Below are 14,072 nucleotides of genomic sequence, written 5' to 3'. Positions count from 1 at the left end.
GCCGTGGCCGCCCTTGCGGTCGGCGACGACGGTGGCCTTCTGGGTCGGGGCGGCGTGGGCGGCGATGGCGGGGCCGGCGATGCCACCGGTGGTGGCGGCGATACCGGCGGCGGTGAGCACGGTCTTACGCAGCAGGGTGGTAGCCATGATGGTGCCTCCCAAGGGGGGTTGGGGGATCACGCGGGGGAAGTCTGGGGGTGGGCCCGGCGGCGTGTGGCCTGCTCGGGGGCCCGGGGGTGCCGGCGGGTACTCCGGCGGCTCGGGGGTGTAACGACGGCCGGGGGCCGGTCATTCCCACGCCGGCCGGCGGCCCGTGGCCGGTCATGCCGACCGGGCGGCCCGGCGGCTCGACGGGCCGGGCTCCACGCGGTCTGCCAGGTATAACGCCCCGCCCCCCGCACCGATTCCGCCGCCACGATGACGCCGACCACTCCACACCGCCCCGCGCCCCGCCGCCCAAACCGGTCGATCATGAAGTTGACGGTGTCGGAAAGCGCTCTCCGGGCAGTGAACTTCATGATCGACCATGAATCGGGCGTTCGGGCGTTCGGGGGGCGTGGGTGGGGTTGGGCGGGGGCCCGGGTGTGGGTGGGCGGTGGGGGATGGGCCAGAGTGGTGCGTCGTGAGGTATCTGCGCAGCGACGGGCGCGTCGCGATCCGCCGTCCCCGGGGCGCCGACTGGGCGGAGTTCGTGGCCGCCGCCCGGCGCAGCCGGGACCTGCACCACCCGTGGCTGTCCGCGCCGGACGACGCCGAGGGCTACGCGGCGTACCTGCGCCGGATCCGGCGACGGGACACCTCCGGGTTCCTGTTCTGCGACCGGGCCAGCGGCGAGATCGCCGGCTACGCGAACATCGGCGGCATCGTGCTCGGCGCGCTGCGGGGCGGCTACCTCGGTTATGCCGCATTCCGCCCGTACGCGGGGACCGGTCACGCCTCGGCCGGCGTGCGGCTGGTGGTCGCGCACGCGTTCGAGGCACTCGGGCTGCACCGGCTGGAGGCGAACATCCAGCCGGGCAACGAGCCGTCGAAGAAGTTGGCCCGCCGACTCGGCTTCCGGCTGGAGGGCTTCTCCCCGGACTACCTGTTCGTGGACGGCGCCTGGCGGGACCACGAGCGCTGGGCGATCACGGCCCCGCCGACGCCCTGACCGGCGACCGCCTCAGCTGCCGGGCTTCGGGAACGCGACCGGGCTGCGGTGCCCGGCCCGGTCCACCGCCCGCACGCCGAAGAACACGTTGTCCTTGGACAGGTCGATCGTCACCTCGGTGACGTCACCGACCGCCAGCACCTTCTGCCACCGGTCGGCAGTGGTCTCCCGCCACACCACCTCGTAGCCGGCCAGGTCCGGTTCGGCGCCGCGCTGCCAGCGCAGCGTGGTGTCGTTGGTCAGGTTCGTGGTCACCACGATCACGCCCTTCGGCGTGCCCGGGGCCTGGGCGAGCGACCACAGCGTCGCGGCGTTCACCCGGGCCACCCGGGTGATGTAGTCGAAGTCGCAGAACTGCGGCAGGTCGCCGTACTGCACGCCGTCGACGACCCGGACGTCCTGGTGCTGGTGGGCGAAGTCCTCCGCCGGCTCGGTGAACCGGCCCGCCGGCCAGCCCTCGCGCAGGAACGAGATGTGGTCGCTGCCGCGCAGGTAGCGGTCCCGCCGGTAGATCACCCGGACGTCCATCCCGGTCGCGCCGTTGTCCGCCACGTCACCGACGAACCGGGCGAGCTGCCGCGACGGGGAGTCGTTCTCGCCGCCGACGGACTGCCGCACGCTCGCCTCGGCCGGTGTCTCCGCGGTCGGTACGCCCTCGGCGAAGAGCCGCACGGTGCGCGGGTCGCGGGTGCCGTCGTCGGCGGTGCTGCTGCCGACGATGTCGTTGCTGAACATGCCCTGCACGTCCACGCCGGCGGCCTTCAACCGGCCGGCCAGGTACGCCGAGCCGTACAGCCCCTGCTCCTCGCCGGCGACGGCGGCGAGCACGATCGTCGCCTCGCTGCGCCGGGTGGCCAGCACCCGGGCCAGCTCCAGCACCACGGCCACCCCGGAGGCGTCGTCGTCGGCGCCCGGCGCGTCGCTGACCGCGTCCATCACGTCGGTGGCGCGGGAGTCGTAGTGGCCGGTGATCACGTAGACCCGCTCGGGGGTGACGTCGCCGCGCAGCGTGGCCACCACGTTGGTGATGGTGGTGGCGGTCGGGATCCGGGCGGCCGGTTCCTGCACGTAGGACTGGAGTTCCACGGTCATCCGGCCGCCGGAGGCGGCGGCGTACCCGGACAGCTGCGCGTGGATCCAGTCGCGGGCGGCGCCGATGCCGCGTACCGGATCGTCCTGGCGGGAGAGCGTGTGCCGGGTGCCGAACGCGGCGAGTCGCCGGACGCTGGCCTCGATCCGCCTCCGGTCGATCTCGCGCAGCAGCGCGGTCAGCTCGCGGCCGGGCGGCTGCGGCCGGGCCGGCCGGCCCGGGCCGGCCGGGACGGCGGCGGCGGACGCGGGGTCCGCGGCGAGCGGGGTGGCGACGGCGGCGGCGGTGGCCGCGGCGGAGGCGGTGAGGAAGGTACGCCGGGTCGACCTCGTGGGTCGGCCCTCGGCGGTCTCGTGGTTTCCCATCCCGGCATCCTCGCGCCGATCACGAGGAATGTCCATATCGGCCCGGGTGGATGGATTGTCGAGACGTTTGTCGGTGGTCAGCCCGGGAACGGCAGCGGACATGACGAAACCACGGGTGGTGATCGTGGGGGCCGGGTTCGCCGGATACCACGCGGCCAAGACGTTGCGCCGACTGGCCCGCGACCGGGCCGAGATCGTCCTGCTGAACACGACCGACTACTTCCTCTACCTGCCGCTGCTGCCCGAGGTGGCGGCCGGCGTGGTCGAACCCACCCGGATCTCGGTGCCGCTCGCCGGCACGCTCGACGGTGTCCGGGTGGTGGTCGGCGAGGCCGACCGGGTCGACCTGCAGAACCGCTGGGTCGGCTACCGCTCCGCCGAGGGCGACCACGGCCAGCTCGCGTACGACCGGCTGATCCTCTCCGTCGGCAGCGTCAACAAGCTGCTGCCCATCCCCGGCGTGACCGAGTACGCGCACGGCTTCCGCGGCCTGCCCGAGGCGCTCTACCTGCACGACCACGTGGTCCGGCAGGTGGAGCTGGCCGAGCTGACCGACGACCCGGCCGAGCAGCGGGCCCGCACCACGTTCGTGGTGGTCGGCGCCGGCTACACCGGCACCGAGGTCGCCGCGCACGGGCAGCTCTTCACCGACCGGCTGCTCGCCCAGCGTCCGCACCTCAAGGTCCGGCCCCGCTGGATGCTGCTGGACGTCGCGCCCCGCGTACTGCCCGAACTCGATCGGCGGATGTCCGTCACCGCCGACCGGGTGCTGCGCCGCCGCGGCGTCGACGTGCGGATGGGCACCTCGGTGGGCGAGGCCACCCCGGACGGGGTGATGCTCACCGACGGCGAGTACGTACCCACGTGCAGCCTGATCTGGTGCGTCGGGGTGCGCCCCGACCCGTTCGTGGCCGAGCTGGGACTGCGTACCGAGAAGGGTCGGCTGGTGGTCGACGAGTACCTCAACGTGCCCGGCTATCCCGAGGTGTTCGCCTGCGGCGACGCGGCGGCGGTGCCCGACCCGACCCGCCCCGGGCAGGTGTGCGCGATGACCGCGCAGCACGCCCAGCGGCAGGGCAAGCTGGCCGCGCACAACATCGCCGCCTCGTACGGGCGGGGCGCCCGCAAGTCCTACAAGCACCACGACCTGGGCTGGGTGGTGGACCTCGGCGGTAAGGACGCGGCGGCCAACCCGCTGCACGTGCCGCTGTCCGGCCTGCCGGCCAAGGCGGTCACCCGGGGCTACCACCTGTTGGCCATGCCCGGCAACCGGCCCCGCGTCGCCGCCGACTGGGCGCTCGACGCGGCGCTGCCCCGCCCGGCGGTGCAGCTCGGCCTCGTCCCGGCCAACGCCGTGCCGCTGGAGAGCGAGTCGCCGGAGCTGGTCCGCCGGGGCACCTGACTGAGCACGTGGTCACCCGCCGGCCGGCGGACCGTCCACGGAACCGGCGTCGTGTTCCCCGTCGGCCGGTGCGGCCAGGGCCGACCGGCCGGCGGGGACGAACTCGCGCAGCAGCACCTGCACGATGCCGGCCGCCGGGATCGCCAGCAACGCGCCGACCAGACCCGCCAGCTCGGCCGCCAGCAGCACGCTGAACAACACGGTCAGCGGGTTCAGCCGGACCGCGCGGGCCATGATGACCGGCTGCAGCAGATGGTTCTCCACCTGCTGGTAGACCACGAAGAAGACCAGCACCACGATGCCCGCGGTGGGGGAGCGGGCGAACCCCGCGCCGGCCGCGACGATCGCCCCCAGCGTGGCGCCGACCAGCGGGATCAGATCCACCACGGCGACCACCAGGGCGATCACCGCGGCGAACGGCACCCCGAGCAGGAGCAGCACGGCGAACGTCAGTCCGCCGCAGATCAGGCTGATCACCAGGTTGCCGCTCAGGTAACCGGTGACGATCCGGGACGAGTCGCGGCCGATGCGTCGCAACCGCTCCGCCGGGCCGTCACCGACCAGCCGGAGCGTGGCTCGCACGATCCGGGGCGCCTCCAACACCATCAGGTACGCCAACACCACCACCGTGACCAGCGCGGCGACCGCCTGCGCCACGCCCCGGACCAGCCCGACGGTCGGCTCGCCGAGGCGGGAGCCGTACCGGCGCAGCTGACCCGGCTCGGCGTACCGGAGCAGGTGCAGGCGGTCCAGCAGCTCGCCGATCGGCCCCCGTCCGGCCTGCGCCTCGTGCACCACGTGCGGCGCCCGGTCGGCGAGCCGGCCCAACTCGTCCACCAACGGCAGGACGATCAGCGTGCCCAACGCCGCGAGCAGCACGAACGTGGCCAGGAAGACCAGCAGGGTGGCGAGCGCCCGCCGGCGTACCCGGCGCTCCAGACGATCGACGAGCGGCTTGAGGGCGACGGCGAGGAACGCCGCGACCAGCCCCCAGACGAGCACCCGCCGGGTGGCCCAGATCAGCGCCAACCCGACCACGCTGGCCAGCACGAGGCCGATCACGATCAGCGTCCGGCGGGCGGTGGACCGGTCGTCGGCGACGCTCATCCGGCGCGGCTACCCGCCCTGCCGGGCGGAAAACCCGGGCTCGGTGGGGTCGTGGCCCGGCCGGCGCCCCCGGAACCCCTCGGGTGGGGCCGTCGCCCGGGCGGGAGCCCGGCCCGGTCGCCGGCCCGGGCCGGCTCAGGTCAGGTCGGCGTCGGTGACCGGCCGGGCGTCGGCGGCGAACGTGTCGAGCGCCGCGCCGTGCAGCACGGTCCCGGGCACCGGGTCGGCGGCGACCCGGGCGGCGAGGCGGCGCACCGGCAGCCGTCCCGGGCGGAGGGTGCCGGCGAGCACCACGTTGCCGTAGCGCCGGCCGCGCAGCATCCGCCGGTCGCTGACCAGGCAGACCTCGGCGAAGACCGCGCGTAGCGTGGCCACCTGGGCGCGGGTGTGCGCCAGCGGCGGCAGGTCGGTGAGGTTGACCAGATAGACACCGTCCGGGTGGAGCACCCGGGCCACCTGCGCGACGAACTCCACGGCGGCCACCCGCCCGGGCATCCGGGCCGCCCGGTAGACGTCGCCCACCACCACGTCGTACGCACCGGCCGGCGCCTCGGTGACCGCGTCGCGGGCGTCGCCGAGCGCGACCACCACCTCCGGCGGCACCGGCGGCAGCCGCCGGCGGACCAGGTCGACCACGGCGGGATCGCGCTCGACGACCCGCTGCGCCGAGCCGGGGCGGCCGGCGGCCAGCCAGCGTGGCAGGGTGAGCGCGCCGCCGCCCAGGTGCAGGGCGGCCAGCGGGTGCCCGGGCGGCGCGGCCAGGTCGATCACCGCGGCGATCCGCCGCACGTACTCGAAGTGCAGATGGCGAGCGTCGACCACGTCCACGTAGGACTGCTCGACGCCGTCGGCGAGCAGCGTACGCCCGGTGGGGCGGGCCGGGTCCACGACGATCTCCAGGACCTCGGTGTCGCTCTCCACGCCCGGAACGCTACCGGGCGGTTCAGGTGTCGAGCGGGGGCCCCGCCTGTGCCCGAGGCGTCGAGCGGGGCCCCGCCTTGCACGTCAGCCGGCGGCCATGCCGGCGCCGGCCTCGTCGATCGCGGCGTCGACCCGGTGCGCCAGGTCGACGTCCGCCGCGGTCACGCCGTCGACCTGCTGGGTCCGGACGGTGAGCACGGCGTTGTCCGGATCCGGCCGGCCGATCTGCGGCCCGCGCCCGCCGGCGTCCTTGAGCCGGTCCAGCCGGTCGAGCACCCGGTCCAGGTTCCCCCCGGGCAACTCGATGGTGCGCACCAACGACCGCCGGTCACTGGACCAGTAGGGGAGCGCGTCCAGCGCCTCCCGCAGTTCCGGCTCGCTCAGCGGCGCGGTGGCCGAGGACGCGCCCACCAGGCCGCCGCCGTAGTCGGCCGGTGCGAGCAGGTCCCGCAACCCGTGGGGTACGCGCAGCGAACCGACCAGGTCGGCGTCGGCGTCGGCCAGCGCGGCCAGGGTCGCCTCGGCCTGGTAGCGCGCCCGCTCCGGGGTGAGCCGGCTGCGCCGCCCGACCTCGGCCAGGAAGCCCGGCAGGTCCTGTCGCCGCTCGATGCCGTCCACCGGCACCACGTCGTGCAGCTTCACCGGCACGGCGTCGAGCAGCCGGTCCCGTTCGGTCTCGTCCAGCGCCCAGGCCAGGGCGAGCACCGTGGCCTCCGCCGCGATCTTCGCCTCGGCGAAGTCGACGCCGGCCCGCCGGCTCACCGCGTCCACCAGATCCCGGTAGCGCATTCCGACCGCCGCGTCCGGCCGCGGGTCCGGCAGCGGGCGCGGTCGCTCCGCCACGCCCACCGCCGGCGGGGCGGGACCGCCGCGCGTGCTGTCCGGCTTGTGCCGGCCGGCCGGCGGCGGGCCGGACCGGTCGTGCTGGTCCAGCGAGGTGACCTGCTTGGACGCGCTCAGGCTGGCACCGATCTGGCTCGGCCGTCGCCCCTGCTCCCGGGCCTGCCGGGCGAGGGCCCGACGGCGCTGGTTGTCGCCCTCCATCTGCTTGCGCATGTCCTCGCACCTCGTTCCTGGTCGGTGGCGCTTGCACCGGACGCCTTCCCGCCGCTGCCGGGAAGCTAACGGGTGCTCGCGGGGCGGCAGGCTTCATTCGCTGCGGGTGAGGGGCGCTCACCCGCCGGGGCCGCAGGATCGCAGGGACCGGACAACTTCCGACGCACGCGGAAGGGCAGGTCGTCATGAAACGGATCGTGGAGATCGTCCCCGCCCGTCCCGGCTGGTACGCCCGCTGGCGCCTCGGCCCGGACGCCACCCGGTGCTACCCGGTGACGCTGTGGGCGCTGCTCGAGGAGAACGACGGCGGCGGGCGCGAGGTGGTCGGCGTCGACTGCGTCGGTCAGTGGCCGGGCGCGGACGACGACGCGGACGCGGACTTCGTCCGCTATCTGTTCCAGACGCCCGATTCCGGCGCGCCGGAGGACGCCGAACCGCCGTCGGCGGCGGAAGAGCCGGACAGCGGGCCGCGTCGCGCGGCAGTGCCCGCCGCCTGAGCCAACCTCCCCGGCCCCCGACCCCTGGTCCCAGGGTCGGGGGCCACCCCCCGCCCGTGGACCCGTTACGGGTCGCTCAGCCCACGTCGCGGGCGTCGGTGGCCGCCGATCGGGGCGGTGCGGGGAGCAGTTCGGCCAGGCCGGTGCGGTCCAGCAGTTGCCGGACCTGCGGGTTCATCCCGGTCACGTGCACCCCGCCGGTGCCGGACCGGTGGATCACCACCAGCGCGCTCAGACCGGACGAGTCGCAGAGCGTCACCCCGGCGAAGTCGAGCCACAGCTCCTGGTGGCCGTCGCGGCGCAGGTCGGCGGCGGCCTCGACGAGCTCCGGGGCGGTGTCGAAGTCGAGCTCACCGGCCAGCCGCAGCCGGGCGGACCCGGCGTCGAGCCGATCCACCTCGATGGTCAACAGCGGGGAGAGCATGCGTCCATGTTCCCAGTCGACGGTGCTCCGGAAACCCCCGGGGTCACGCGGACGCGGCCGACCCGGACGCCGGCTGCCCGTCGACCGGCGGGCGGTCCAGCAGACCGGTGACGCCGGTCATGTCGAGGATGGTCTCCAGGAAGCGCGGAACCGCCCGGAGTTCGATCGTCGTACCGATCTGCTGCCCCTCGCGCCAGGCGTGCACGATCACGGACAGGCCGGTGCTGTCGAGGAAGTTCAGACCACCGAAGTCGAACACCAGCGCCGCGGGACGGTCGGCGAGCAGCCGGTCGACCTCGGCGCGCAGCGGCGCCGAGGTGGCGTAGGCCAGGTCGCCGCCGACGCCGACCACCGGGGCCGCGGGGTCGGAACGATCCACGGAGATGCTCACCGGTGTGGCTTCGGGCTTTCTCCGTTGGGGAACCACCATCACGCCTTTCCGCAGGCTGCCGGTCGGGCAGGGACGATCGGATCGTAACAATGCCGGAACCGGCCCGCTCGGCGCGTGCCGGCCGCGACGGGCGTCGCCGAGTGGCGATCGGGGCGTACCGGCGTAGGGTGGGGCGACGGGATGTGACCACAGGCGCCGCTCTCGGCGCCTCGCGGATGTCGACGAGGAGAGTGGGGCTCAGCTGGTGACTGCTGCCGACGTCAGGGGTTCCGACCCGGGCGACGGACGGATCTCCACGCCGGGTGCCGCACGGGCTCGGGTGCGGTCCGCCGCCGCCCCGACGGCGTCCGCCCTCCCGCGGCTGGCCCCCGACCACGACGTCACCACCGTCCCGGACTGGTCCGAGGTGGTGGAGCACTTCCGCGAGGGGCTGATCGTCTGCGACCCCGAGGGTGTGGTGCGCCACGTGAGTCCGGTCGCGGAGCGGCTCGTCCCCGAGGTGGTGCCCGGCGAGGTGCTGGCCGCCACCGGTGTGACAGCGCTCGCCGGCGACGGCCCGGCCGAGTTCACCCACCACGGGCGGCGGCTGCGCCTTCGTCCGGTTCCGCTCTCCGCGGCCCGCCGGTGCTGGTACGTCGAGGACGTCACCGAGAGCGTGAGCCGGGCCGACGCCCTGCTCGCCGAGCGGGCCCGCTCGCTCTTCCTCGCCGTGGTCGGCGAGAAGCTCGGCAACCCGCTGCACCCCGATCGTGCCGCGGCCGCCGTGGCCCGGCTCGCCGTGCCCACGCTCGCCGACGTGGCGGTGCTGGTGCTGGCGCCCCGGTCCGGCCGGGCCCGCTGGTGGCGGGCGGTGCGCGCGGACGACGAGGCCCCCGCCGTCGACAGTGGCGTACTGCCGGCCGCGGCGCTGCCCGCGGCGATCGAGACCGGCCTCGCCGGCACCGAACCGCACGCGCTGGACTGGCTCGTCGAGCAGGCCGCCGAGGCGGGCTGGCTGCCCGGCCTCGACGTGGCCGGCGCGACCGCCCGGGTGGTTCCGCTGCCCGGTCGGGAGGCGCCGGCCGGTGTGCTGCTGGTGGCCCGCCGCGCCGGCCGCTGGTACGACGAGGCCGACGTCGACCTGGTCCGCGCGTTCGCGGCCCGGGCCGGGGCGGCGCTGACCACCGCCATGCTCTACCGCGACCAGGCCGAGGTCGCCGACACCCTGCAGGCGAGCCTGCTGCCGGTCGAGCCGGCGGCGGCCTCGGGCGTGCAGTGGGGGACGGCCTACCGGCCGGCGCAGGCCGGGCTGCGCATCGGCGGCGACTTCTACGGTTCGCACCGGCTCGCCGACGGCGGTTCGGTCTTCTTCCTGGGCGACGTCTCCGGCAAGGGCGTGGAGGCGGCGGTCTTCACCGGCCAGCTCCGCCAGTGCCTGCACGCCCTGCACCGGGTCGAGGCGCAGCCGGGGCGGCTGCTGAAGCTGCTCAACGACGCGCTGCTGGAGACCACCCAGGCCAACGGGCAGGGCCGCTTCGCCACCATGGTGCTCGGCGTGACCCGCCCGCACCGCGACGGCGGGCTGACCCTGACCATGGCCGGCGGCGGCCACCTGCCGCCGCTGGTGCTGCGGGAATCCGGCGAGGTCGAGGTGGTGCCGTTGAGCGGCATGCTGATCGGCGTGGTGCCGGACCCGCGGATCGGCGAGACCACCGTGCACCTGGCACCCGGGGAGACCTGCCTGCTCTACAGCGACGGGGTGACCGAGGCGCGCGGCGGGTGGCGCGGCGACGAGCAGTTCGGCGCCGATCGGCTGCTCAACGCGCTGAGCGGTTGTCACCGGATGCCCGCGCCGGCGCTGGCCGAGCGGGTGGAGCAGGTGACCTGCGACTGGCTCGCGCACGGCGACCACGACGACATCGCGGTGCTCGCGCTGCGGGCCTCCGGTCCGGCCGGCCGGGCGTCCCGTCACCTGCACGCGGTGCCGGAACCCAGGAACGCCGTCCGATCGAGGGAGCTGCCCGCGTGAGCGCGACCACCACCGGGGCCGGACCGGCCCAGGCCTTCCCCGGCTACCTGGAGTGCCTGGCCGAGGCCGACGAGCAGGCCGCCGTGGCGGTGGCCCGGGGGCTGCTGGAGGCGGGCGTGCCGGCCGAGCGGGTGCTGCTCGACCTGGTCGCCCCCGCCCAGGCCGAGGTGGGCGAGCGGTGGGCGCGCAACGAGTGGAGCGTCGCCCAGGAGCACGCCGCCACCCACATCAGCGAGCGGGTGGTGGCCGCGGTGGCCGCGTACGCCGATCCCCGCCCGACCCGCGGCCGGATCGTGATGGCCTGCATGGACGGTGAGTGGCACGCGCTGCCGGCCCGGTTGGTCGCCGAGGTGCTGCGGCTGCGCGGCTGGCAGGTCGTCTTCCTCGGCGCCAGCGTTCCCGCCGCGCACCTGGTGTCCTACCTGCACCGTTACGACGCCGACGCGGTGGCGCTGGCGTGCGCGCTGCCGATGCGGTTGCCGCACGCCCACCGGATGATCGAGGCGTGTCGCCGTTCCGACGTGCCGGTGGTGGTGGGCGGGCGGGGCTTCGGCGCGGACGGCCGCTGGGCCCGGGCGCTCGGCGTGTCGTGGGCGCCGGACGCGCCGGCCGCGGCCGACCTGGTCGCCGACGACCGGGCGCTGCGCGCGGCGCCGGTCGCGCGGCTGGACCACCTGGCCGACGACGAGTACGCCAGCCTGGTCAAGCGCCGCGGTGAGCTGATCGACAGCGCGCTGGCCGACCTGCGCGAGCGGGTGCCGGCGGTGGCCGACTACACGCCGGCGCAGCTCGACTCCACGGTCGGCGATCTCGGCTACATCGTCGACTTCCTGGCCGCCGCGCTCTACGTCGACGACCAGACCCTGTTCGCCGAGTTCGTCGAGTGGCTGGTGGAGATCCTGGTCAGCCGCGGCGTGCCGGCGGGTGCGGTCGGCCTGACGCTCGACCACTACGGACACGAGCTGCGGGACTTCCCCCGCGCGGCCGGATTCCTCGAGCGGGGGCGTGCCGTGGTCGGCGGGCTGTCGGCGGCGACCGCGGGCCGCTGACTCGCGAACGCGGCGACGGCCCCTATACTTGCTGCACTGCAAGGGTTCGCCTGCGGTGGGAGCGAGAGGGGCCACGGTGACGTTCACCGTCACATACGCCCAGCGGGGCGAGATCGGCGCCGGTCTGCGGCTCGCCGGTGAACTCGACCTGAGCACGGCCGGCGAGTTGAACGCGGCGATCGACAGGCTGGTCGCCGACGGCCGCCGCGAGCTTCTGCTGGACCTCACCGAGCTGACGTTCTGCGACTCGACCGGCATCGCCGCCTTCGTCCGCGGGGACAACCTCGTCGCCGCCGACGGTGGCTGGTTGCGGCTGACCGGGGCGGGTGGCCGGGTGGCCCGGGTGCTCCAGGTGACCGGCCTCGCCGAGGTGCTCGCACACCGCCGTGACGCGGCCGACCCGACGGCGTCGGCCAGCTCCTGATCGGATAGATTTCCCCGCCAGCGGCCGGCCGCGGGGCCGGCGCCCTCCTCGACACGAAGCAGGTAGCCCCATGGGTCAGCCCAGCCCCAACCCCGTTCGCATCCTGGTGGTGGACGACGACCCGGGCGACGTCCTGATGATCGAGGAGGCGCTCGAGGAGTCGGACGTCGAGAAGGTCATCGACGTGGTCGCCGACGGCGAGGAGGCGATGGAGTTCCTCCGTCGGGAGGGCCGGCACACCGAGGCGCAGCGGCCCGACGTCATCCTGCTCGACCTGAACATGCCGCGGATGGACGGACGGCAGGTGCTCGGCGAGGTCAAGCGGGACGAGAACCTGCGGACCATCCCGATCGTGGTGCTGACCACCTCCAACGCCGACACCGACGTGGTCAGCAGCTACACGCTCCAGGCCAACGCGTACGTGACCAAGCCGATCGACCTGGACGACTTCAACGACGTCGTGCGCCGCATCGACGAGTTCTTCGGCCGGGTGGTCGTGCTGCCGAAGCACGCCTGACGGTCCGGAGCCCCTGGCCTGGCGGATGCTGAACATTTTCCGCGAACGGCCGCTCCCGGCCTCGCCCGCCGGAGCAGGATCGTCGGTGGGGGACGTACACGGCTGCCTGGGGGGCGACAATGAGGTTCTCGGTGGTGGAGTCCGGCTACGACCGGCGTCAGGTGGATTCCTGCCTCGACGAGCTGGATCTCCAACTGGGCCGGCTGGCGGCGCGCGTGGAGGGCGCCGCGGGCGCGGGCCGGGAGTGGGACCAGATCCGCCTGGACGCCCGGCACCTCGGTGACTTCCTCCGGCGCCGCGCCGCACCGGCCGAGGACGCGGCCGGCGCCGACCTGTCCGCCGCCGAGCGGGAGGCCGCCGCCCTGCTGGCTCGGGCCCGCGCCGCGTTGGAGGCGGCCCGGGACGAGGCCTGCCGGGTGCGGGAGGAGGCGTACGCCGAGGCGGTGCGGGCGCGCCGCGAGTTCGAGGCCGCGTTGCTGGCCCGCCGCCGCCGTGAGGCCCGCGTCGACGACATCCTCTCCGGCGTGCGGTGAGCAGGCGCCCCGTCGCACGCACCCGGTAGGGGCGGGGTTTCGCCTGCCACGTGCCGCCGCCGGCTCAGGTCAGCGCGGCCACCACCGTGGCGGCCCGGTCCTCGTGCTTGGCGTAGGCGTCGGGGAACGCGGAGACCTGCACCGCCTGGGCCGCGCCGGTCACGCTCATGTCCTCCCAGCCGGGCACCTCGGCCAGCGCGGTGAAGAACGCCCGGGCCGCGTACGCGGGACGCATGAGTTGGGCGACAGTGCCCCAGCCGCTGCTCGGGCGCTGCTGGAACAGCCCGACCGAGTCGTGGTCGGAGCCGCTGCCCTGGTGCGGGTGGTCGAACGACTCCGGCAGCACGTCGCTGGCCAGGTTGTGCAGGTCGCTCTCCTGCATCGCGGTGGCCACCGCCACCACCAGCGCCCGGCGGGGCAGTCGCATGTCCCGGCCGACGTCGACGATGGCCTTCGCGTTGTCCATCTGCCGTTGGTCGAGGCCGGCGACGGGTCGCGGGTGGGCGGGGCGGACGGCCTTCCGGGGCGCCTTCTTCCGGGCCGGCGCGGGGCTGGGCGTGGCGGCCGGGGCCGGCGCGGCGACCGGCGGCGCGACGCGGGCGAAGTCCCGGGAGACCCGCTGCTCGGTTGCGGCCCGGTCGGCGAGCGCCTCGCGGACCTTCAGGTTCGGCGGGGCGGCCTCGCCGACACCGACCACGCCGACCAGACCCAGGCAGCAGGTCACGCCGGTGGCGACCGCGATCCGGCCGGGGACGGAGCGTCCCGGGCCGCGCCGGGGCGGTTCCGGGGCCCGGTGCCGGCCCACCCTCCGTTCGGCTGATGCCGGGTCGATCGTTCGGCGAACCGGGTACTGCGCGGACAGGGGCTGGGGATCGGAGTGGTCGGGGTGCACCCGCCGAGGCTAAAGATCTTCCCGCCGCTTGCCATCGGGCTACTTGGTGGGATGCGCCACACTTTGCCGGATTCCGCCCCGGCATTACCCTCGGTGGATCATGAACCGCGCTAACCTCTCGTCTCCGAAACAACCGTCATATCGGTTTGAGGAGTAGGAAACGGGCGCGTCGCAGATCGCCGCAGCTCCGCCGGTGGCCTCCTCCGTTCGGCCGATGGTGCGCCGTTCACCTGGTCCGCCGCCCCC

General features: G+C 74.9%; 15 protein-coding genes. 8 read left to right on the top strand and 7 right to left on the bottom strand.

Annotation, left to right across the window (positions count from 1 at the left end):
- Positions 1–622: 622 nt before the first annotated feature.
- Positions 623–1,150, top strand: a complete 528-nt coding sequence (locus tag GA0070213_RS05900; RefSeq protein WP_245716273.1) for a GNAT family N-acetyltransferase — start codon at positions 623–625, stop codon at positions 1,148–1,150.
- 12 nt (positions 1,151–1,162) lie between these two features.
- On the opposite strand, the gene GA0070213_RS05895 is transcribed toward GA0070213_RS05900, so the two are convergent.
- Positions 1,163–2,605, bottom strand: a complete 1,443-nt coding sequence (locus GA0070213_RS05895; RefSeq protein WP_091058466.1) for a M20/M25/M40 family metallo-hydrolase — start codon at positions 2,603–2,605, stop codon at positions 1,163–1,165.
- A gap of 100 nt (positions 2,606–2,705) precedes the next feature.
- Between GA0070213_RS05895 and GA0070213_RS05890 the strand changes: the two genes are divergently transcribed.
- Positions 2,706–4,007 carry an NAD(P)/FAD-dependent oxidoreductase gene (locus tag GA0070213_RS05890; protein WP_091058463.1) on the top strand — a complete coding sequence of 434 codons (1,302 nt, stop codon included), beginning with the start codon at positions 2,706–2,708 and terminating at the stop codon, positions 4,005–4,007.
- Positions 4,008–4,019: 12 nt separating this feature from the next.
- On the opposite strand, the gene GA0070213_RS05885 is transcribed toward GA0070213_RS05890, so the two are convergent.
- From GA0070213_RS05885 to GA0070213_RS05875, 3 genes are all read right to left on the bottom strand, one after another.
- Entirely contained in the window at positions 4,020–5,114 is a 1,095-nt protein-coding gene (locus GA0070213_RS05885) for an AI-2E family transporter (RefSeq protein ID WP_091058460.1), read from the bottom strand.
- Positions 5,115–5,249: 135 nt separating this feature from the next.
- Entirely contained in the window at positions 5,250–6,035 is a 786-nt protein-coding gene (locus tag GA0070213_RS05880) for a spermidine synthase (RefSeq protein WP_091058456.1), read from the bottom strand.
- Between the two features lie 84 nt (positions 6,036–6,119).
- Positions 6,120–7,091, bottom strand: a complete 972-nt coding sequence (locus tag GA0070213_RS05875) for a DUF2267 domain-containing protein (protein ID WP_091058453.1) — start codon at positions 7,089–7,091, stop codon at positions 6,120–6,122.
- A gap of 185 nt (positions 7,092–7,276) precedes the next feature.
- Between GA0070213_RS05875 and GA0070213_RS05870 the strand changes: the two genes are divergently transcribed.
- Positions 7,277–7,588 carry a hypothetical protein gene (locus GA0070213_RS05870; protein ID WP_091058450.1) on the top strand — a complete coding sequence of 104 codons (312 nt, stop codon included), beginning with the start codon at positions 7,277–7,279 and terminating at the stop codon, positions 7,586–7,588.
- A gap of 76 nt (positions 7,589–7,664) precedes the next feature.
- Here GA0070213_RS05870 and GA0070213_RS05865 read toward each other — a convergent pair whose 3' ends face one another.
- Together GA0070213_RS05865 and GA0070213_RS05860 are read right to left on the bottom strand one after the other, a co-directional pair.
- Positions 7,665–8,012, bottom strand: a complete 348-nt coding sequence (locus tag GA0070213_RS05865) for an STAS domain-containing protein (RefSeq protein WP_091058446.1) — start codon at positions 8,010–8,012, stop codon at positions 7,665–7,667.
- 43 nt (positions 8,013–8,055) lie between these two features.
- The gene (locus tag GA0070213_RS05860; protein ID WP_091058646.1) at positions 8,056–8,391 is read right to left on the bottom strand and encodes an STAS domain-containing protein; all 336 of its coding nucleotides are present in this window, start codon (positions 8,389–8,391) and stop codon (positions 8,056–8,058) included.
- A gap of 256 nt (positions 8,392–8,647) precedes the next feature.
- Between GA0070213_RS05860 and GA0070213_RS05855 the strand changes: the two genes are divergently transcribed.
- The 5 genes from GA0070213_RS05855 (at position 8,648) to GA0070213_RS05835 (ending at position 12,934) form a co-directional block, all read left to right on the top strand.
- Positions 8,648–10,411, top strand: coding sequence for a PP2C family protein-serine/threonine phosphatase (locus tag GA0070213_RS05855; RefSeq protein WP_091058443.1), 1,764 nt, complete (start codon positions 8,648–8,650; stop codon positions 10,409–10,411).
- Positions 10,408–11,460 (top strand): cobalamin B12-binding domain-containing protein, encoded by a 1,053-nt coding sequence (locus GA0070213_RS05850; RefSeq protein WP_091058440.1) that lies wholly within the window; start codon positions 10,408–10,410, stop codon positions 11,458–11,460. Before GA0070213_RS05855 ends, GA0070213_RS05850 begins: the two co-directional genes overlap by 4 nt.
- Positions 11,461–11,536: 76 nt before the next feature.
- Complete coding sequence (locus tag GA0070213_RS05845; protein WP_091058436.1) at positions 11,537–11,884, top strand: STAS domain-containing protein; 348 nt, start codon at positions 11,537–11,539, stop codon at positions 11,882–11,884.
- Positions 11,885–11,954: 70 nt separating this feature from the next.
- Entirely contained in the window at positions 11,955–12,401 is a 447-nt protein-coding gene (locus GA0070213_RS05840; RefSeq protein WP_091058433.1) for a response regulator, read from the top strand.
- A 119-nt stretch (positions 12,402–12,520) separates the two neighbouring features.
- Complete coding sequence (locus tag GA0070213_RS05835; RefSeq protein WP_245716272.1) at positions 12,521–12,934, top strand: ATPase; 414 nt, start codon at positions 12,521–12,523, stop codon at positions 12,932–12,934.
- A gap of 64 nt (positions 12,935–12,998) precedes the next feature.
- Here GA0070213_RS05835 and GA0070213_RS05830 read toward each other — a convergent pair whose 3' ends face one another.
- Complete coding sequence (locus tag GA0070213_RS05830; protein ID WP_425412800.1) at positions 12,999–13,826, bottom strand: hypothetical protein; 828 nt, start codon at positions 13,824–13,826, stop codon at positions 12,999–13,001.
- Positions 13,827–14,072 lie beyond the last annotated feature (246 nt).

Source organism: Micromonospora humi, from assembly GCF_900090105.1.
In the GTDB taxonomy this organism is placed as follows: domain Bacteria; phylum Actinomycetota; class Actinomycetes; order Mycobacteriales; family Micromonosporaceae; genus Micromonospora; species Micromonospora humi.
The sequence above is the reverse complement of the archived record's forward strand: the minus strand, read 5'-3'. Positions and strand labels throughout refer to the sequence as shown.